We start from the raw sequence: 16,713 nt of genomic DNA, 5'->3' as shown, positions 1-16,713 counted from the left end.
CACCGCTCCGTAGTCCCCACCCTCAACCGGAGGTAGCCGTGTCCGGCGCGCCCAGGAATCGCCGCACCGCTCTTCTTTCCGCCCTCGGCCTGGCGGCCACGTCGATCGGCCTGTGGGCCGGCTTCGGCAGCACGTCGCAGGCCCAGGCCGCGGCGACCGTCCCCACGCCCGACCACGTGGTCGTCGTCGTCTTCGAGAACCACGCCTACAACCAGGTGATCGACAGCTCCAGCGCCCCGTACATCAACTCCCTGAAGGCAGGCGGCGCCAACCTCACCCAGTCGTACGCCGAGACCCACCCCAGCCAGCCCAACTACTTCGCGATGTTCTCGGGCTCCACCCAGGGCATCACGGACGACTCCTGCTACACGCCGGGCTTCTCGTCCGCGCCGAACCTGGCCTCCGAGCTGATCGCCGCGGGCAAGACCTGGAAGAGCTACAACGAGACGCTGCCCAGCCAGGGCTCGACCACGTGCAGCAGCGGCAAGTACGCCCGCAAGCACAACCCCTGGTTCGGCTTCAACAACGTCCCGACCTCGTCGGCGTACACGATGGCGCAGTTCCCGACCGACTACACCACGCTTCCGCAGGTGTCGTTCGTCGTCCCGAACCTGTGCAACGACATGCACGACTGCTCCGTCGGCACCGGTGACACCTGGCTGAAGAACAACCTGGGCGCCTACGCGACCTGGGCGAAGACCCACAACAGCCTGCTCGTCGTCACCTTCGACGAGGACAACCGCCTCGCCGGCAACAAGATCGCGACCGTCCTCTACGGCCAGCAGGTGGTCCCGGGCTCGACGTCCTCGACCACGTACAACCACTACAACCTGCTCCGCACGATCGAGGACATGTACGGCACCACGCACGCCGGCCAGGCCGCCAACGCGGCCCCGATCACCGGCATCTGGACTCCGTGACGTGTACGTAGCGGACAGTCGCAGCGCCCCCGCGACGGCCGCCGCCCGGGACCTCGGTCCCGGGCGGCGCGCCGCCGTCGCACCGACCGTGCTCGCGCTCGGCACGGTCAGCCTCGTCACGGACGTGTCCTCGGAGATGGTCACGGCCGTGCTGCCGCTCTACCTGGTCGCCGGGCTCGGCCTCTCGCCGCTCGGCTTCGGCCTGCTCGACGGCGTGTACAACGGCTTCAGCGCGCTCGTCCGGCTCGTCGGCGGCCATCTCGCCGACCGCGGCGGCCGGCACAAGACCGTGGCCGCGCTCGGCTACGGCCTCTCCGCGCTGTGCAAGCCCCTTCTCCTGGTGGCGAGTTCGATACCGCTGATCAGCGCCGTGCTGGCGGCCGACCGCACCGGCAAGGGCCTGCGGACCGCGCCGCGCGACGCGCTGATCTCCCTCGCGTCCTCGGAGGAGTCGCGCGGCCGCGCCTTCGGGGTGCACCGGGCGATGGACACCGCGGGAGCCCTGATCGGCCCGCTGGTCGCCTTCCTGATCCTCCGCCAGGCGGCGGACGGTTACGACGCCGTGTTCACGGTCAGCTTCTCCGTGGCCGCGATCGGCGTGCTCGTCCTGCTGCTCTTCGTCCCCTCGCGCCCCCAGCCTCCGGCCGCACCTCCGGAAGGCGCGCCGCGCGCCTCGCTCAAGGCCGCGATCGGCCTGCTGCGGGTGCCCGATGTCCGCCGACTCGCCCTGTCCGCCCTGCTGTTGGGGCTCGCCACGGTCAGCGACTCCTTCGTCTACCTGCTGCTGCAGCGGCGGCTCGGCGTCACCGACCACTGGTTCGCGCTGCTGCCGCTCGGCACCGCGGCCGCCTTCCTGCTGCTCGCCGTGCCGCTCGGCCGGCTCGCCGACCGGGTGGGCCGCCGGCAGGTGTTCCTGGGCGGCCACGCCGCCCTGCTGCTCGTGTACGGAGCGCTGCTCAGCGGCTGGCAGAGCCCGGCCCTCCCCTATCTGGTGCTCGCGCTGCACGGCGGCTTCTACGCGGCGACCGACGGCGTCCTGATGGCGGCGGCAGCCGGCTGCGTGCCGCCGGAGCTCCGCTCGTCCGGGCTCGCGCTGATCCAGACGGGGCAGGCGCTCGCCCGGTTCGGCTGCTCGATCGCGTTCGGCGCGGCCTGGACCGCGTGGGGCGACCGCTGGGCGGTCGGCGCGGCGACCGTCGTGCTCGCGGTGTCCGTGGCGGCCGCGTACGCCCTGCGGCCCACGGACCCCGGCACGGCCTCGCCCACCCCCACGGTTTCGGAGGAATCCCCCGCATGACCCCGCTGACCCTGCGCAGCAGACTGCTCGTCCTGCTCGCGGCGCTCGCCGTGCTCGGCGGTGTGGCCGCCGCGTCGCTGCTGCACGCGGCCGACCGGGCCGCCGAGAAGGACCGCCCGCAGGCGGGCGGCCCGGCGATCGGATCAGGACGGGTCTCGCTCGCCGCCGGATCCGACCGCAGGATCGTCTTCCGCAACATGGCCTGGGGCCCGCACCGCGACGAGCTGGTCACCGTGCCGGCCGGCACCCCCGCGGGACCGCGCACCGCGTCCGGGGTGAAGTGCCTGCGCTTCCACGCGGCCGGCGGCACCGGGATCTGCCTCCAGGCCGTACGGGGCGCGGTGGAGGACAGCTACCGGGCGGTCGTCCTCGACTCGGCGCTCAAGGAGCGGACCCACCACCCACTGCCCGGCATCCCGACCCGCGCACGGGTCTCGCCGTCGGGGCGGCTGGTGGCCTGGACGGTGTTCGTCGGCGGCGACTCGTACGCCAGCGCGAACTTCTCCACCCGTACCGCCGTCCTGGACACCTCGACGAACCGGCTCACCCCGTCGCTGGAGGAGTTCCGGGTGGTGAAGGACGGCAAGGACTACCACGCGGCCGACACCAACTTCTGGGGCGTCACCTTCTCCCGCGACGACCGGCACTTCTACGCGACCATGGCGACCGCAGGCCAGACCTATCTGGTGCGCGGCGACCTGGCGGCCCGTACCGTCACCACGCTCCACCAGAACGTCGAGTGCCCGTCGCTCTCCCCCGACGAGACCCGGGTCGTGTACAAGAAGCGCGTGGCGGGTGCCCCCGCCGACGCGCCCTGGCGCGAATACGCCCTGGACCTGTCCACCCTGCGCGAGACCGCGCTCGCCGAGCGCCGCAGCGTCGACGACCAGGCGGTCTGGCTCGACGACCGCACGGTCTCCTACTCCCTGCCGGGCGACTACGGCGCCGACCTCTACACCGTCCCGGCCGACGGCTCGGGCGCCCCGAAGCGCCTGATGACGGCCGCGCTGGCGCCGGCGTTCCTGGAGTGAGAAGGCGGACCCGGCCCGTCCGGCTGCCCGCCGGATCCGCCGGGTCCGCCCCGCGCGGCTACGCCTCGCAGGTCAGGTCGTGCGCCGGGAGCCGGCCCGTGCTCAGGTAGGCGTTGACCCGTTCGTCGACGCAGGCGTTTCCGTACTCCCCGTACAGACCGTGCTGGCGGGCGCCGTCCACCGTGAGCAGTCGGGAGCTCGACCACTGCTCGCGCATGGCGCGGGCACCGGAGTAGAGGGTGCGGGGGTCGCCGGTCCCTGCGACGAGCAGGGCCGGTATGTCGTTGTCGAGCACGGTCGGCTCCTCGACCGGCCGGTCCCAGAACTCGCAGGGGTTGATGTTGTTCGCCAGGGGCCCGGCGAGGGGGAACCGGTCGCGGGACTCCTCGACCGCGCGCCAGTAGCTGCCGACGCCACGCCGCTCGGCCATGTCGCCGCAGAGGATCGCGGTCATCTGGCTGGCGGGTGCCGAGCCCGCCCCGGTCAGCAGGAACTCCAGCTGTCCGGCGAGCTCTTCGGACGGCTCGACCGGCTTCCGGTCCGCGGCGCGGGCCAGGAGGCGGACGGTCGCCGCCAGTTCGGCGCGCCGCTCGTCGAGGTCGCTGCCGAGGCCGCCGATGAAGAAGGCGGGGACGACGTGCTCGTCAAGCAGGTACGTCTTGCCTATCCGCAGCGGCTCCTCCGCGGCGGCGTCGAGGATGTGGTCCACCCTCGCCAGGACCTCGGCGCGCGTGGCACCGAGCCCGTAAGTGTCGTCCCGCGCGGCGGTCCAGGACGCCCATGCGTGCAGGGCCGCCTCGTTCGCCGCCTCGGAGCCGCGCAGCAGGGTGGAGCTGTAGCGCTCCGGCGGCATCACGCCGTCGAGCACCATGCGGTCGGTGCGGCCGGGGAAGAGCTGCGTGTAGACCTCGCCGAGGTAGGTGCCGTAGGAGTAGCCGAGGTAGGAGAGGGTCTTCTCGCCGAGGGCGGCGCGGATGACGTCCATGTCGCGGGCGGTGTTGCGGGTGGTGACGTACGGCAGCACGTCGCCCCGGGTCCGCTTGCACCGCTCGGCCAGGTCGCGCGCGAGGGCGACCTCCTCGCGGTACGCCGCCCGGTCGGCGCCCGCGGAGCGCAGGGGAGCCGAGCCGAGGTCCCAGCCGCAGTCCAGCGGGGTGCTCCGCCCGACGAAGCGCGGGTCCATGCCGATGAGGTCGTAACGGTCGGCGACCTCTCCCATCACCTTCCGCTTGGTCAGGGGCATGTGCAGGCCGGCACCCGCCGGCCCCCCGTCGTTGAGCAGCAGCGGGCCGACGCGGTGGGCGGTGTCGGTGGCCTTCCGGCGGGATATGGCGACGGTGACGGTGCGACCGCCGGGGTCCGTGTAGTCGAGCGGCACGGTGATGTCGGCGCAGTCGGCGCCGGAGTCGTCAAGGGCCCGGCCGAGCTTGTCGTCGGTGCCGAGGGCGCAGTCGTGCCAGTCGACGTGCTGGCCGTGGAAGCGGGCGAGCGGGTCCGGATCCGCCGTGGCGGTGGTGACGGACGTCGTCGTGACGGTGGCGGCGAGCACCACCGCACAGGCGACGAGTGCCTTGAATCGTCGGGAAGTTGACATACCTCGAACCTAGAAGCGACGGACGCTCGGCACAGTCGGGGACAACCCCGAAACGTGCCAGGGATGTCCCCCAAAAAGGACTCGGGTCCATGCGTGCGGGCCCCTGTCAGCCTGATCGCCATGATCAGGAGGGGGTCGAGGCAGCGGGGACCGAGCGGGCCGGATGCCGGTCCGCAGCGGCCTCTGATCACTGCCGGTTTCGTCAGCAGGGTGGGCAACGGTCTCTTCGACACCGCCGCCATCCTCTACTTCACGTTCGTGGTGCACCTGCCCGCCGCGCAGGTGGGGCTCGGTCTGACGATCGCCGGCCTCAGCGGCTTGGCTGCCGGCGTACCGGCGGGGAATCCGGCCGACCGGTACGGGCCGCGTACGGTCTGGCTGACGGCCCTCGCCCTGCAGGCCGCCACCATGGCGGCGTTCGTCTTCATCGACAGCTGGTTCGCGTTCACGCTCGTCGCGACCCCGGACCGGCCGGCCGCCACGGCGGGCGGCGCCGCGGGCGGTGCGCTCATCGCACGCGTCGGCGGGGAGCGTCCTGCCGCCTTCCGCGCCAGACTCCGCACCTTCGTCAATCTCGGCGTCGTCGTCGGAACGCTGGGCGCGGCCTTCGCCATCCAGATCGACACCCGTCCCGCCTACACCGCGCTGATCCTCGCGAACGCGGCCGGCTTCGCCGGTGCCGGGCTGATCGCGTTCCTGGGCGTCCCGGACTACCGGCCTCTGCCCCGACCCAAGGAGCACCGGGAGTGGTCCGTGCCGGCCGACCGGCCGTACGTGTCCTTCGTCGCGCTCTACAGCGCCACGGGCCTGCAGTACCAGACGGTCTCCCTCCTCCTGCCGATCTGGCTCACCGCCCACACCGACGCACCGCGCTGGACCGTGGCAGCGGTGTACGCGGTCAACAGCGGGGTCTGCGTGCTGCTCCAGAGCCGACTCGGCTCCAAGGCGGAGACCCCTGGACAGGGCGGCCGGGCCTTCCGCCTCGCCGGGCTCCTCTTCCTCGTCGGCTGTCCCTTGATGGCGCTGACGGCCGATGTTCCCGCGTGGGTCGCGCCGGCCCTCGCCGTCCTCGCCGTGTGCGTCCACAGCGTCGGAGAGGTGTGGGAGTCGTCGGGCGGATTCGCGCTCGGCTTCGGCCTCGCGCCCGACCACGCCCAGGGGCAGTATCAGGGCCTCTTCGGCATCGGCTTCGACGCCGGCCAGGCGCTCGCCCCGGTGATCCCGACCGAAGCGGTCCTCGCGCTCGGACACACGGGATGGCTGCTCCTCGGCGTGTTCTTCGCGCTCGTGGGCGCGGCGGGCCCTCCGGTGGCCGCGCGGGCCGAGCGGACGCGCCCCGGGAATCCCGGTGCGGGAGCGTCCGCGACACGTCCGCAAGGGGAGACCCCGGTGCTGGAGGCCGAGCGTTGAGGTCGGGCCGACCGCGCCGGCGTCCTGACGGAACGGGCGCGCGCCCTCCCTCTCCCGGCCGGCAGCGACGCCCGAGACGCCTCAGAACCGAGCGGTCTCGGTACGGACGTGCAGATGCCCTTCCGTCGGAAACGTGGGCGGCTGGGCGGGCAGGACCGCTTCGAGGGCGAAGCCGCAACGATCGGCCACACGACATGACGCGGCGTTGTCCGCGGCGTGGAAGAGCTCGAATCGCGCCACCGGCGGCCCGGCAGGACGCTCGGCCAGGACCCAGCGCACAGCCGCCTCCAGCGCCCGTGAGGCCACGCCTCGCCCTCGTACCTCGGCCGCTGTCCAGTAGCCCACTTCCACGGAGCCCTCGCCGCTGGACTTCACGGCCACATGGCCGACCGGCGGGCCGAAGCCCGCCCCGTCGTCCTCCAGGACGGCGAAGGCGAAGCGGGTCCCGTCGACCCAGGCTTGACGCTGCTCGTCTATCCAACGCCGTGCATCGGCCTCGCTGTTGATCGTGGTCATCAGCCAACGACGCAATGCGGGATCCCGATGCGCGGCCACGAGGGCGTCGACATCGTCGGGCTGCCAGGCGCGCAGTCCCAGGGCGGGCAGGCATGCAGTCGGCTCCACGGACAGGAGGACGCTCACACCGATCTCCGTTCATCTCTTCCACTGATCAACAACACACGTGAAGACATTCTCCGGGCGCGATGAGTTCCGGACCCCCGGTCGGTATGTACAGGCGAGTTCACCGGAAATCCCCGGGGAACCGACGACCAGGAGCATCCACATGACCGACACGCGTACCGACGACCGCGCCGCCATCCAGGCCGTACTGACCGACTCCTACAAGGCGTGGGAGGCCGGCGACGCCGAGGGCATGGTCTCCGACTACACCCCCGACGCCACGGCCGTCATGACCGGCTCGCTCCGCGACAGCCGCGACGTGATCCGCGACAGCATGGCGCTGGCCTTCGCCGGCCCGCTCAAGTCCACCTCGACCTGGAACAAGACGCTCAGCCTCCGCTTCCTCGGCACGAGCGCCGCGATCGTGGTCAGCGAGTCCGGGATCCTGTTCGGCGACGAGACCGAGGTTCCTCAGGAACGCAGGGTCCACGCGACCTGGGTGTTCGAGAAGCGGGACGGCCGGTGGCTGATCGCCGCCTACCACAACGCCCCGGTGCTCGCGTCGACGCCGTAAGGCCTGATGCCGGAGCCCCGCCGTCGAGCCGCGCGTCCGCCTCGCCGGCGGGGCTAGCCGAGGCGGCTTGCGGCCCGGGCGTGCTCCAGCTTGCGGGTGAAGCGGTGCATGTGCGGGTCCAGCAAGTCGTCCGGCTCCTCAAGCAACTGCCCCGGCGTGAGCCACCTGATCGCGTCGAACTCGTCCCGGTCGTAGGCGGTGATGGTGTCGGCGTCGGCATGGAGGACGTACCAGAGCGAGACGTCGGTGTGTACGCCCTCGCCTCGGGTCCGGGTGACCGTGAGGAAGAGGGGGAGCTCGCCGGTGATCGGCGACGGCACGGCCTCGATGCCGAGCTCCTCACGGCATTCGCGGACCACCGCGGCCCACGGGTCCTCACCTGGTTCGACATGTCCGCCGGGCGGCAGCCACAGGCCCGCTTTCCGGTGCGCGACGAGCAGCAGTTGCCCGCGGGCGTCGTCCAGGACGACGAAGTAGCTCACCAGGTGCATCGAAGGAACGTCCGGCTTGTGCACCCGGTAGACCGGGGCTCCACCGGCGATCCACTGCGTGGCGGTGTTCAGGTGAGCGCGCTCCAGCGCGTCCCAGGGTTCGATGGCGCCGACCAGCCCGAGAAGGTGCGCACGCGGCTGGTCGGCAGGGTCGGTGAGTGACGGGCCTGCGGAGGTCATCCGCGCATCCTGCCAGGTCCGGACGTCCGTCCTCGACAGTCGGACAACGCCGGGACGGCTCGGACCGAGCCCTGATCGGAACCACCTCACGTACGACCTGGGGGCCTGAACGGGCTCACATCGGCGATGCCACATCGTGCGGGCGCAGGACCATGAGCGAGTCCTCCACGGACGCCACCATGGCGAAAGGGAACCTGTCGAGCTCGAGACAGAGTGCGACGTCGTCAGGATGGACTCCCTTGCGCACACGCTCCACCAGTTCGCCGGCCGCACGGGACTCGGCGGCGCGGCGGAGGAAATCGGCCGCGTCCACCCCGGTCCCGGTGGCCCTCCGGGCGATGTACTGGGCACATGCCAGGTCCTCTTCGGCCTGCCCGTCCTCCCCGGTCACCACGAACGTGGCGCTTCCGCCCGCGCGCGTCCGCAGCAGTCGAGCCGTCGCCTCCGCCACCACGAAGCTCGCGCACAGCACCAGCGACGCCTCCTTGACCGCGAGGGCGCCGACCGTGCCGGCCGTGGTCTTCTGCACGACGGTCCGTCCGCCGAGCTCGATGGAACGCAGCATGCCCGGCGAGTTGACGGCGTCGAACCCCGGTGCCGGTGGGCCGTCCTTGAGCGCCGCCCAGTCCGGGTGGCGGGCCTTCAAAGCCAGGGCCTCGTCCAGGGACCCGGCGAGGACGATCTTCTCCGCGCCCTGGGCGAAGGCCCAGGCAGCCACCGTGAAGGCGCGCATGACGTCGACCACGACCGCCACGTCCGGAACTTCGGTCAACTCGGGTATACCGAGGAAACGAGCATCCATCCGTTCATGATCGCGCATGCCCGGCCCAGGGCACCCCGGTGGGCCCGCTCGGCTCAGCGCTTGCGCATACGCAGGGAGTTCCAGCTCGCGTCCGCGGTCCAGCCGCCGTCCACCGGCATGGCGACGCCGTTCACGAAGCCGCTGCGCGCGGGGTCCGCCAGGAAGGCGACGGCCTGGGCGATGTCCCCGGGGGCGGCGAAGCGCGCCATGGGCACCCGCTCGACGATGTCGGCGTCGGTGTAGCCGCCGGAGGCCTGGTCCTCGGCGTCCATCTCGGTCTTGACCCAGCCGGGGCACACCGCGTTGACGCGGATCCCGCGGCCGCCCCACTCCGCGGCCAGGGTCCGGGTCAGGCCGATCAGGCCGTGCTTGCTCGCGTTGTACGCGGCCCGGTCCGCGACCCCGTGCAGCCCCGCGATCGAGGCGATGTTGACGATCGAGCCGCCGCCCGCGTCCAGCATCAGCTTCCCCAGCGCCCGGGACAGGAGGAAGGGGCCGGTGAGGTTGACCTCCAGGACGCGCCGCCACTGCTCGGCGGTGGTGTCCTCGGCAGGGGTGAGCAGCGAGACGCCCGCGTTGTTCACGAGGACGTCGACCCGGCCGAAGCGTTCCCGTACCTGCTCGGCGAGTTCGGTCACGTAGGCCTCCGAGGCCACGTCGCCGGCCACCGCGTACGCCTCCGCACCGGCGTCCCGTACCGCCGCGAGTGTCTCCGACGGCTCCTTCAGGTCGGCGAGCACGAGCGCGTATCCCTCGCCGGCCAAGACCTCGGCGACCTGCCGCCCGATGCCCTGTGCCACACCGGTCACCACCGCGACCGGCACCCGTACGTCCTGCTCTGTGTTCATGTCCATGAGCACAGCCTCACCCCCGCCGGGCATCATGGGAAGCGACAATCAAGAAAGTGAGCTTTCACGGATCATGAACAGCATCGATCCCCGGCTGCTGCGGACCCTGCTCGCGGTGATGCGGCACGGGTCGATGAGCGCCGCGGCGGCCGCGCTGGGCTATGTCCCCTCGGCGGTGTCGCAGCACGTCGCCCGGCTGGAGCAGCAGGTGGGGACGGAGCTGCTCTCGCGCCGGCCGGGCGGCGGTGTGACCCCGACCGCCGCGGGCCGTGCGCTGGCCGACTCGGCCGCCCGCGTCCTGGCGGCCACCGCCGATTTCCAGCGCCTGGCCGATGACATCGCCCGGTCCGGGGCACCGGAGTTGAGCATCGGCGTCTACGCGACCGCGGCCGGGCGTCTGCTCCCCACCGCGCTGGCCGAGCTGCGCCGGACCCATCCGGATGTGGCGCTCCATGTCACGGAGACCGAGCCCGTGCACGGTCTGCGCGGGCTGCGGACCGGGGAGATCGATCTGCTGCTGGCGTACCGGTATCTCCCCGAAGACCCTCCCAGCGCCGCCGATCTGCAGATCCGCGCGCTGGGCAGGGAGCCGCTGTGGCTGGTGGCCGCCCACGGCACCGGCATCGCCGCGCTCGACGACTGCCGTACGTCCGACTGGGCGGCCGGGCATCCGGGGACCCCCGACCGGCGTCTGCTGCAGCGCTGGGCCCACCGCACCGGCATCGATCCGGCGGTGCGGTACGAGACGGACGACTATCACACCGCGCTCGCGCTCATCGCCCAGGGATTGGCGGTCGGGCTCGTACCGGCGTCCGTCGTCCGCGGCTGGCACGACCCGGACCGGCCGCTCACCCGCGTCGAAGACCTCCCCGCGGCAGACCGGCCCGAGCGCGAGGTCCTCGCCGTCACCCGCCCGCGAGCGTCCCACCCGGTCGTCGACGACCTCGCCGACCTCCTGTCCGCCGCCGTCGCCGCCACACGGGACGCGTAGACGGACGGAAGGGGCGCTCAGTACAGCGCGGCACCCATGGGCGAGTCGTCTCCCGTGACGTACGCGCGGATCGAGGCCAGGTACTCGGCGCGGCTGACGCGTCCGTCACGGTCGCCGTCCAGCGCGTCGAACGCCGCGTCGGCGTTGTCGGCGCGGTTGCCCAGTGCCTGGCGCAGCATCGTGAACTGCGAGCGGTCCAGCGCGCCGTCCCCGTCGGCGTCGGCGAGGTCGAAGAGCGCGCCCAGGGCGTACTGGCAGATGTCGTCGAACTTCTCGGCGTCCACCCAGGCGATGTACTCCTCGTACGTCATCACGCCGTCGCCGTTGGCGTCCATCGCCGCCCAGGCCCGTTCGCCGGTCGCACGGGCGGCGACGACCAGGGGGTCGTCGTCGCTGCGACCGGTTGCCTGCTGGGCCCGGTCGATACGGACGAAGTAGTCGTGCCGGGAGGCGACTCCGTCACCGTCCGTGTCCAGCATCGCGTAGATACGGGCCTTCGGGGTCGTGGGGTCGGCCGGGGCGGTCCGCAGCTCGGTTCGCGGGAGTGCCATGTCGGGTCTTCCTTCGTGAGAGGTGTGAGGCGCGGGTCCGGCCGGCGTCCGATGTGGCGCTCCCCGGACACCGTGCACCGTGCTCATGATCGACAGCCCGCTTCCTCGCGTCCCGGCGACCCGCCAGGAAGCGGCGAAGACTCACCCGACGTGACGATCTCGCCGGCATCGCGCCCGGGCGGGTGGGCTCAGGGCGGGGCCTTGGCGGGTGGGGTGGGCGCCCTCGCCATGTGCGGCTCCAGGGTCCGCGCCCAGCACCGCGCCCGCGCCGCCGCCGACACCACCTGGCAGACCGTGCTCCGGCCCCTGCCGCCCGTCTGGGCCGGTCCGGAACAGGCCGCCGTCCACACCGCGGCCGACGAGACCGCACGGATCGGCGGCGACGAGAACGAACGCTTCGCGACCGCCGCACTCGTCCGGTTCCCGCCCATCGCCGCCACGCCACCACTGTCTAGCTCGTCAATTGCGGCCACCTCACTCCCCTGGCCGTCACCCCCGATCGGATCCGTCCTGCCCCTCGGCATGTTCGAGCTCACCGGCGCCCGCCCCGTGGACCGGTCCCTCTCGCCGGCCGCCGGCGAGACCCTGCCGCTGTACTCGGACGGAGTCGCCGAGGCTCGCGACGGCAACGGCGGATTCCCCCGCTGTGTGAGGACCTCGCCGCCGCACCGCGCGAGGACCCCGGCCTCACCGAACCCCGCCGCCTCGTCGCGTACGCACGCTCCGCCGCCGCACACCAAGCCGACGGCCGGCTCGCCGACGACACCACCGTCCTGGCCGTCCGCCACGCAAGCACCCGCCGAATCAGGAAGGGCGCTTCCCCTTCGCGCCCGGGCCCGCCGAGTCGCAAGACGGGTGGTATCGGGCCAAGATGGCGCTTTGTGGGCCCGCAAGGACTCGTCTGCGCAGCTCACCGGTTCCACCTGATCCAGAAGGAAGGCTCCCCGTCATGGACCCCGTGCTCAGCAGTGAGGTGCTCGACCAGCTGCGCCAGCCCCGGCCGTACCCCGCCGTCTCCCTGGTGATGCCGACGCACCGCCGGGAACCGGGCGACGCCCAGGACCCCGTACGTCTCCGCAATCTCGTCGTCGAGGCCGAGAAGGCGCTGCAGAGCGACCCCGGCGTGACCCGTGAGCGGCGCCTGGACGTGCTCGACCAGCTGAACCAGGCGGTCAAGGAGGCGGACCTCGTCCATGCCGAGGACGGGCTGGTGATCTACGCGGCACCGGGCGAGCACCACGTGTGGAAGGTGGCCCGTCCCGTGCCCGAGCGGGTCGTGGTGGCCGACACCTTCCTCACCCGCAACCTCGTCGCGGCCCACGCCGCCGAGCAGCCGTACTGGGCCCTGGCCGTGGCCGCCGACCGGGTCTCCCTGTGGAGCGGCGAGACCGAGCGCGCGGCCGAGGCCGCGAGCGACGGCTTCCCGCTCGCGAGGAGCCTCGAGGACCCCGACGCCGAGCGCAAGGAGCGCATCGGCGACCTCCCCAGCACGTGGCAGGACGAGGCCACCCGGCAGTTCCTGCGCGACGCCCACCAGCGTCTGCGCGCCGTGCTGGACGCCGACCCCCGCCCGCTCTACGTCATCGGTTCCCCCGCCGCACTCGCGCTCCTGGAGGAGCTCGGGCCCCTCGCCCCCGGGACCGTGACGATCCAGCACGGCGGCCTCGCGGCAGGCCCGGCCTCCGCCGTGCACGAGGCCGTCACCCCCTCGGTCACCGCTCGCCAGGCCGCGGCGGCCTCCACCGTCGTCGCCGAACTCGACGCCGCCCGGAGCGGGAAGCAGTTCGCGGGCGGCATCGACGAGGTGTGGCAGGCCGTCAAGGAGGGACGGGTACGGCTCCTGGCCGTCGAGGACGACTACCGCACCGTCGTCCGGGAGGAGGGCGGCCACCTCGAACCCGCCGGCGCCGACGACCCCTCGGCGCGGGACGACATGGTCGACGAGATCGTGGAGCAGGCCCTGGAGACCGGCACGGACGTCCAGTTCGTCCCGCACGACACGCTCGCCGGCCAGCAGCGCATCGCAGCCGCTCTGCGCTACTGAACCGCGCGGGTACGCCATGATGGGCGGATGGATGTCGAGCCGTACCGGGGCGAGTTGCTGGCGTACTGCTACCGGATGCTGGGGTCGTTCCACGAGGCCGAGGACCTGGTGCAGGAGACGATGCTGCGGGCCTGGAAGGCCCGTGACCGGTACGACGGCACACGCGCCTCGGTCCGGACGTGGCTGTACCGGATCGCGACCAACGCATGCCTGACCGCGCTTGAGGGGCGGGCCCGGCGGCCGCTGCCGTCCGGGCTCGCCGGGCCGAGCGACGACCCCGGGGCGCCGCTCGCCCCGGCCTCGGACGTCCCCTGGCTGCAGCCGTTCCCCGACGCGCGGTTCGAGGTGGAGGTACGGGCCGACATGCGGCTCGCGCTGGTGGCGGCGATGCAGGTGCTGCCGCCGCGGCAGCGTGCCGTACTGGTGCTTCGGGAGGTACTGGAGTTCTCCGCCGCCGAGGTCGCCGAGCAGTTGGGGACCACCGTCGCGGCCGTCAACAGCGCACTGCAGCGGGCCCGTTCCGCCCTCACGGCCGTGGGGGGCGCGGAGCAGGTCGTGGAGCCGGCGGATCCGCGGACGCGTGCGGTGGTTCAGCGGTATGTGCGGGCGTTCGAGGCGGCGGACGTTCCCGCGCTCGTGCGGCTGCTGGCGGACGACGCGGTGCTGGAGATGCCGCCGGTTCCGCTGTGGTACGCGGGCAGGCGCGACTACGGCCTGTTCATGGAGCGGGTCTTCGCGATGCGCGGGGCGGGTTGGGCCGCGACGCCCGTCAGCGCCAACGGGCAGCCCGCGCTCGCCGCGTACGCGCCGGAGCCGGGTGGTGGGTGCCGGCTGCACTCGCTGCAGGTCTTCACGGTCACCGGCGGGCGGATCGCGCGGAACGTCGTGTTCACGGATCCTCGCGTGCTCGGGGCGTTCGACCTGCCCGGGACGCTCCGGGTCGAGGGAGGCGCTGGTCGCGGGAGTTGCTAGGGTCCGGGCATGACGCGGCTGAAGATCGAGATATCCGTCCCCGAGAGCCATCTGGAAGCCGTGGTCGAGGCGCTTCACGCGGCCGGTGCGGGCCATGTCGGCGAGTACGCACGGTGCCACAGCGTCTGGAAGGTGACCGGCAGTTGGCAACCTCTGCCCGGTTCACGGCCGTACCTCGGTGACGTGGGCGCCGTGCAGCACAGCGAGGAGTGCCGGATCGAGTCGGTCTGCGACGCGGAGCAGGCCGCGTCCGTCCGGCGGGCCGTCCGCGACGCCCACCCCTACGAGGAACCGGTCATCCACTTCCTGCCGTTGTACGAGCCGTAGACGATCCGCGCTCGCCGGGGGTGAGTGTGGCGATGGCCGTGCGTGCGAGGAAGGACTCCGCGCGGTCCCAGGTCCAGCCCGATTCGGCCACGAGTGTGCGCCAGCCGGTCGGTCCGAACCAGTACCACAGCAGGTCGGCCGTCTCCTCCCGGGTGTACGGGAGGGGAGCAAGCGCGTGGAGGTGGCGGGCCGCCTCGCGCAGCGCGGCGCGGTACTCGGCCGTGGCGCGCCCCCACAGCGCCTCGCCGTCCTCGTGGGACGGCAGGGCCTTCCGTATCGCCTCGTGCACGGCGAACTGGCTCTCGTTGCCCGCCCGCGTGCCTCGGGCCAGCGCTTCCAGAGCGGACTCGGGGTCCCGCGCGGCCAGCACGGACCTCATGGCTCGTTCGTGGCCGGAGGCGCGCACGGCGGCGTCGACGATCTCGTTGAGGATGTCGCCCTTGCTGCCGACGCTCGCGAAGACCGTCTTGGGGGAGACATCGGCCCCGGACGCGATGTCCGCGACGGTCACGCGCCCGTAGCCGCGTTCCGCGAACAGGTCGATCGCCGACCGCAGGATCAGCTCGCGCGTCTGGGCGGCAGCCTGTTCGCGCCGGGGAGAGACGTAACTGCGCTTCGTGGACATGGGCTGAGTGTAGCCAGACGGGAACCCTTGATCTATTCAATAGGTTCTACATAACCTCAATGCATCCCGAGGCCGGCCATGGCCCCGGGAGTCGAGCAGCGGCCGACGGCCGCCCGGAGGGGGAGCGGGATCTCGATGGAACACGACGCCAGGGGCGCGGCCCTCGGCCTCTTCAAGGTCCTGGAGACCGGACGGGCGGCGCTGGCCGCCGAGGTCGTCCACGCCGAATTCAGCAACCGGGAGGCGCTCGTCTCCCCCGCGGCCTGCTCGCTCCCCGGCCCGGCCGGCGTGCTGGCCTCGGGGGCGTGGATGCGCTACGCCTTCACCGGCCTGCGCTTCCCCGTCCTCGACGTGGCCCAGGAAGGTGGTCTGGTGTGGGTGCGGCTGCGGATGCAGGGCCGGCACACCGGCGCCTTCGTCCGCTACCGCGAAGGCGCCCTGGACCAGGCGATCCCTCCCACCGGTGCCGAGATCGACTTCGAGCACGTCCACCTCCTGCGCGTACGTGACGGCAAAGTGGTGCGCCACGAGGCGATACGCGACGACGTCACCCTGCTCGGCCAGCTCGGCGTCTTCCCTCCGGGTCCCGCCGCCCTGCGCACCCTCGCCTGGAAGGTGACCGGCCGCGCCGCCCGCGCCGCCGCCCGGGTCACCACGGCAGCCGCCCGGGCCGCGGCCGGCGCGCACGCGTAGGGCGCCCGGGAAAAGAATGCTTGCACAAGCTCTATATAGCTTATAGCCGATATTTTCCTTGGTGGAGTATCCTGGATCCAGTCACACCCCGGAAGGAGACACGGACCCTCATGACCGCCACCGATCCCGCGCTCACCGCCCTCGCCAGCGGCTGGGGCGCCCTGTCGCTCCTGCACGGCAGGATCGAGACGCACGTCGAGCGCGCCCTGCAGTCCCGGCACGGCCTCAGCGTCCGGGAGTACTCGCTGCTCGACGTGCTCAGCCGCCAGCACGACGGCGTCGGAGGCCATCTGCAGATGAAGCAGGTCGCCGACGCGGTCGTGCTCAGCCAGAGCGCCACGACCCGCCTGGTCAGCCGGCTCGAGGACCGTGGACTGCTCTCCCGGTACCTGTGCCCCACCGACCGCCGCGGCATCTACACCGATGTCACCGCGGTCGGCCTGGAGCTTCTGGAGGAGGCCCGGCCGACCAACGACGCCGCGCTGCGCGAAGCGCTCGACGAGGCCGCGAAGAACTCCGAACTGGCCCCGCTCGTCGCGGCCGTGGAGGCGGTCGACTCCCCCGTCGCCCACGCGTAGGCACCGCACGACCCGACCGCCCCGGCGTCTCGCCGGGGCGGTCGCGCGTGTCCACGCCGGGAGCGGATCCTCCCGCACGAGCGGGGTGCGGCGTGAGGGTCCGGCAATCCCCGCGTCATACGAAACACAGCGGAAACTCCCGTGTACGCATCGCGAAACGCGCC

At 72.4% G+C, this 16,713-nt stretch carries 18 protein-coding genes; 11 read left to right on the top strand and 7 right to left on the bottom strand.

The window, feature by feature from the left end; genetic code table 11:
* Nucleotides 1-38: 38 nt before the first annotated feature.
* From ACFYX3_RS40355 to ACFYX3_RS40345, 3 genes are read left to right on the top strand one after another with little or no spacing between them, the layout of a single operon-like run.
* Nucleotides 39-920: an alkaline phosphatase family protein gene (locus ACFYX3_RS40355; protein WP_389024903.1), complete on the top strand. Its 882-nt coding sequence runs from the start codon at nt 39-41 to the stop codon at nt 918-920.
* 1 nt (nt 921) lies between these two features.
* A complete protein-coding gene (locus ACFYX3_RS40350) occupies nt 922-2,217 on the top strand; it encodes an MFS transporter (protein WP_389024901.1) in 1,296 nt (431 codons plus the stop codon).
* Between the two features lie 5 nt (nt 2,218-2,222).
* The gene (locus ACFYX3_RS40345) at nt 2,223-3,248 is read left to right on the top strand and encodes a TolB-like translocation protein (protein WP_389024919.1); all 1,026 of its coding nucleotides are present in this window, start codon (nt 2,223-2,225) and stop codon (nt 3,246-3,248) included.
* Nucleotides 3,249-3,306: 58 nt separating this feature from the next.
* Here ACFYX3_RS40345 and ACFYX3_RS40340 read toward each other — a convergent pair whose 3' ends face one another.
* Nucleotides 3,307-4,842, bottom strand: a complete 1,536-nt coding sequence (locus ACFYX3_RS40340; protein ID WP_389024899.1) for an alpha/beta hydrolase — start codon at nt 4,840-4,842, stop codon at nt 3,307-3,309.
* 120 nt (nt 4,843-4,962) lie between these two features.
* Between ACFYX3_RS40340 and ACFYX3_RS40335 the strand changes: the two genes are divergently transcribed.
* Complete coding sequence (locus ACFYX3_RS40335; protein ID WP_389024897.1) at nt 4,963-6,252, top strand: MFS transporter; 1,290 nt, start codon at nt 4,963-4,965, stop codon at nt 6,250-6,252.
* A gap of 81 nt (nt 6,253-6,333) precedes the next feature.
* On the opposite strand, the gene ACFYX3_RS40330 is transcribed toward ACFYX3_RS40335, so the two are convergent.
* Nucleotides 6,334-6,894, bottom strand: a complete 561-nt coding sequence (locus ACFYX3_RS40330) for a GNAT family N-acetyltransferase (protein ID WP_389024895.1) — start codon at nt 6,892-6,894, stop codon at nt 6,334-6,336.
* A 142-nt stretch (nt 6,895-7,036) separates the two neighbouring features.
* Between ACFYX3_RS40330 and ACFYX3_RS40325 the strand changes: the two genes are divergently transcribed.
* The gene (locus tag ACFYX3_RS40325) at nt 7,037-7,447 is read left to right on the top strand and encodes an SgcJ/EcaC family oxidoreductase (RefSeq protein WP_389024893.1); all 411 of its coding nucleotides are present in this window, start codon (nt 7,037-7,039) and stop codon (nt 7,445-7,447) included.
* A gap of 53 nt (nt 7,448-7,500) precedes the next feature.
* Here the strand turns inward: ACFYX3_RS40325 and ACFYX3_RS40320 are convergent, their stop codons facing one another.
* The 3 genes from ACFYX3_RS40320 to ACFYX3_RS40310 all read right to left on the bottom strand — a co-directional run bounded on the left by ACFYX3_RS40320 (nt 7,501) and on the right by ACFYX3_RS40310 (nt 9,774).
* Nucleotides 7,501-8,118 carry an NUDIX hydrolase gene (locus ACFYX3_RS40320; protein ID WP_389024891.1) on the bottom strand — a complete coding sequence of 206 codons (618 nt, stop codon included), beginning with the start codon at nt 8,116-8,118 and terminating at the stop codon, nt 7,501-7,503.
* Between the two features lie 115 nt (nt 8,119-8,233).
* Entirely contained in the window at nt 8,234-8,920 is a 687-nt protein-coding gene (locus tag ACFYX3_RS40315; protein ID WP_389024889.1) for a 2-phosphosulfolactate phosphatase, read from the bottom strand.
* Nucleotides 8,921-8,973: 53 nt separating this feature from the next.
* Nucleotides 8,974-9,774, bottom strand: a complete 801-nt coding sequence (locus tag ACFYX3_RS40310) for an SDR family NAD(P)-dependent oxidoreductase (protein ID WP_389024887.1) — start codon at nt 9,772-9,774, stop codon at nt 8,974-8,976.
* A gap of 67 nt (nt 9,775-9,841) precedes the next feature.
* Between ACFYX3_RS40310 and ACFYX3_RS40305 the strand changes: the two genes are divergently transcribed.
* Nucleotides 9,842-10,759 carry a LysR family transcriptional regulator gene (locus ACFYX3_RS40305; RefSeq protein WP_389024885.1) on the top strand — a complete coding sequence of 306 codons (918 nt, stop codon included), beginning with the start codon at nt 9,842-9,844 and terminating at the stop codon, nt 10,757-10,759.
* 17 nt (nt 10,760-10,776) lie between these two features.
* On the opposite strand, the gene ACFYX3_RS40300 is transcribed toward ACFYX3_RS40305, so the two are convergent.
* Nucleotides 10,777-11,310 carry an EF-hand domain-containing protein gene (locus ACFYX3_RS40300; RefSeq protein ID WP_389024883.1) on the bottom strand — a complete coding sequence of 178 codons (534 nt, stop codon included), beginning with the start codon at nt 11,308-11,310 and terminating at the stop codon, nt 10,777-10,779.
* Nucleotides 11,311-12,259: 949 nt separating this feature from the next.
* Between ACFYX3_RS40300 and ACFYX3_RS40295 the strand changes: the two genes are divergently transcribed.
* From ACFYX3_RS40295 to ACFYX3_RS40285, 3 genes are read left to right on the top strand one after another with little or no spacing between them, the layout of a single operon-like run.
* On the top strand, nt 12,260-13,354 hold the full coding sequence (locus ACFYX3_RS40295) for a chemotaxis protein (RefSeq protein ID WP_389024881.1): 1,095 nt from the start codon (nt 12,260-12,262) through the stop codon (nt 13,352-13,354).
* 27 nt (nt 13,355-13,381) lie between these two features.
* The gene (locus tag ACFYX3_RS40290; protein WP_389024879.1) at nt 13,382-14,326 is read left to right on the top strand and encodes a sigma-70 family RNA polymerase sigma factor; all 945 of its coding nucleotides are present in this window, start codon (nt 13,382-13,384) and stop codon (nt 14,324-14,326) included.
* 9 nt (nt 14,327-14,335) lie between these two features.
* Nucleotides 14,336-14,653, top strand: a complete 318-nt coding sequence (locus ACFYX3_RS40285) for a hypothetical protein (RefSeq protein ID WP_376582620.1) — start codon at nt 14,336-14,338, stop codon at nt 14,651-14,653.
* On the opposite strand, the gene ACFYX3_RS40280 is transcribed toward ACFYX3_RS40285, so the two are convergent.
* Nucleotides 14,622-15,278 (bottom strand): TetR/AcrR family transcriptional regulator, encoded by a 657-nt coding sequence (locus tag ACFYX3_RS40280; protein ID WP_389024877.1) that lies wholly within the window; start codon nt 15,276-15,278, stop codon nt 14,622-14,624. The genes ACFYX3_RS40285 and ACFYX3_RS40280 overlap by 32 nt on opposite strands.
* A gap of 135 nt (nt 15,279-15,413) precedes the next feature.
* Here ACFYX3_RS40280 and ACFYX3_RS40275 point away from each other — a divergent pair, with 135 nt between their 5' ends.
* The gene (locus tag ACFYX3_RS40275; protein WP_389024875.1) at nt 15,414-15,971 is read left to right on the top strand and encodes an ester cyclase; all 558 of its coding nucleotides are present in this window, start codon (nt 15,414-15,416) and stop codon (nt 15,969-15,971) included.
* Nucleotides 15,972-16,081: 110 nt separating this feature from the next.
* Nucleotides 16,082-16,549, top strand: coding sequence for a MarR family winged helix-turn-helix transcriptional regulator (locus tag ACFYX3_RS40270; protein WP_389024873.1), 468 nt, complete (start codon nt 16,082-16,084; stop codon nt 16,547-16,549).
* Nucleotides 16,550-16,713 lie beyond the last annotated feature (164 nt).

Source organism: Streptomyces sp. NPDC002463 (assembly GCF_042889835.1).
In the GTDB taxonomy this organism is placed as follows: domain Bacteria; phylum Actinomycetota; class Actinomycetes; order Streptomycetales; family Streptomycetaceae; genus Streptomyces; species Streptomyces nymphaeiformis.
The sequence above is the reverse complement of the archived record's forward strand: the minus strand, read 5'-3'. Positions and strand labels throughout refer to the sequence as shown.

Excerpts from the sequence above, each read along its gene's own strand:
- ACFYX3_RS40305 (WP_389024885.1), top strand. The coding sequence starts at position 9,842 with ATGAACAGCATCGATCCCCGGCTGCTGCGGACCCTGCTCGCGGTGATG.
- ACFYX3_RS40310 (WP_389024887.1), bottom strand. The coding sequence starts at position 9,774 with ATGGACATGAACACAGAGCAGGACGTACGGGTGCCGGTCGCGGTGGTG.
- ACFYX3_RS40290 (WP_389024879.1), top strand. The coding sequence starts at position 13,382 with ATGGATGTCGAGCCGTACCGGGGCGAGTTGCTGGCGTACTGCTACCGG.
- ACFYX3_RS40275 (WP_389024875.1), top strand. The coding sequence starts at position 15,414 with ATGGAACACGACGCCAGGGGCGCGGCCCTCGGCCTCTTCAAGGTCCTG.
- ACFYX3_RS40280 (WP_389024877.1), bottom strand. The coding sequence starts at position 15,278 with ATGTCCACGAAGCGCAGTTACGTCTCTCCCCGGCGCGAACAGGCTGCC.
- ACFYX3_RS40270 (WP_389024873.1), top strand. The coding sequence starts at position 16,082 with ATGACCGCCACCGATCCCGCGCTCACCGCCCTCGCCAGCGGCTGGGGC.
- ACFYX3_RS40300 (WP_389024883.1), bottom strand. The coding sequence starts at position 11,310 with ATGGCACTCCCGCGAACCGAGCTGCGGACCGCCCCGGCCGACCCCACG.
- ACFYX3_RS40325 (WP_389024893.1), top strand. The coding sequence starts at position 7,037 with ATGACCGACACGCGTACCGACGACCGCGCCGCCATCCAGGCCGTACTG.
- ACFYX3_RS40315 (WP_389024889.1), bottom strand. The coding sequence starts at position 8,920 with ATGGATGCTCGTTTCCTCGGTATACCCGAGTTGACCGAAGTTCCGGAC.
- ACFYX3_RS40320 (WP_389024891.1), bottom strand. The coding sequence starts at position 8,118 with ATGACCTCCGCAGGCCCGTCACTCACCGACCCTGCCGACCAGCCGCGT.
- ACFYX3_RS40295 (WP_389024881.1), top strand. The coding sequence starts at position 12,260 with ATGGACCCCGTGCTCAGCAGTGAGGTGCTCGACCAGCTGCGCCAGCCC.
- ACFYX3_RS40335 (WP_389024897.1), top strand. The coding sequence starts at position 4,963 with ATGATCAGGAGGGGGTCGAGGCAGCGGGGACCGAGCGGGCCGGATGCC.
- ACFYX3_RS40340 (WP_389024899.1), bottom strand. The coding sequence starts at position 4,842 with ATGTCAACTTCCCGACGATTCAAGGCACTCGTCGCCTGTGCGGTGGTG.
- ACFYX3_RS40285 (WP_376582620.1), top strand. The coding sequence starts at position 14,336 with ATGACGCGGCTGAAGATCGAGATATCCGTCCCCGAGAGCCATCTGGAA.